The 810-nt window shown below is 42.2% G+C and carries 1 protein-coding gene; it reads right to left on the bottom strand.

The genetic code is table 11. The annotated features are described in order from the left end of the window. Nucleotides 1–626 (bottom strand): reverse transcriptase domain-containing protein (locus H4J59_RS00095; protein WP_259369319.1); only part of this gene is annotated, 626 nt, incomplete at its 3' end. Nucleotides 627–810 lie beyond the last annotated feature (184 nt).

The raw sequence follows: 810 nt of genomic DNA, 5'->3' as shown, positions 1-810 counted from the left end.
TGAACTCGTTTCCCTTTATCTACAACACCCGCCCTTAAATACTTTCCAATCAATCGCATCAAGGCTTTATCGTTTATTTTACAGCCGAGTTTATGCATGAGTAAATCATGATTGACGCGGTCAAAAAATTTAGATAAATCAACATCTACTGCGATCTTGTGACCTAATTTAATACATGCCTGTATATGCTTTACCGCTTGAGCCGCATTGCGACCCGGTCGGAAACCATAACTGTGTGCAGAAAATTCAGGATCGAATATTGGGTTAAGGACTTGATGGATTGCTTGTTGGATAATACGATCGATGATCGTTGGTATACCCAGCAAGCGTTTTCCACCATCGGGTTTGGGTATTTCGACTCGTAATGCGGGTTGAGGACGATATGTCCCATTGATAAGCTCTGCTTTGATGGCATCCCAATTTGCTTGCGCATACTTTGGAAAATCATCAATGCTCATTCCATCAACCCCAGCACTGCCTTTGTTCGCTTTTACACGCTGCCAAGCTAAGTCGAGATTTGTTGGCGCTAAAACCTGCTCAAATAAATTGTCATGTAAGGTTGGTGTTATTATGTCATGCTCAATAGAGGCAAAGCCTGACGGCAATAAAGACCTATCAAAATGCATAAATGTTCCTCCTTTAGTTAATGTTCTGGCCTTCACCATGTCCCAACCATTACGATGGGCGTTGGGCTACTATGCCGTCTGCTGACTTCTGCTTAATCACTTTGAAAGTTACCCATCGAAGCGCTATCGTTATCCATCTATTCGCTTTCTTCAATTGATGGATATTGAAGAACCAAGACACTTG

Source organism: Colwellia sp. MB02u-10 (assembly GCF_014077185.1).
Taxonomy (GTDB): Bacteria; Pseudomonadota; Gammaproteobacteria; order Enterobacterales; family Alteromonadaceae; genus Cognaticolwellia.
Note: the sequence above shows the minus strand (reverse complement) of the source record. Positions and strands in the feature narration are given on the sequence as shown.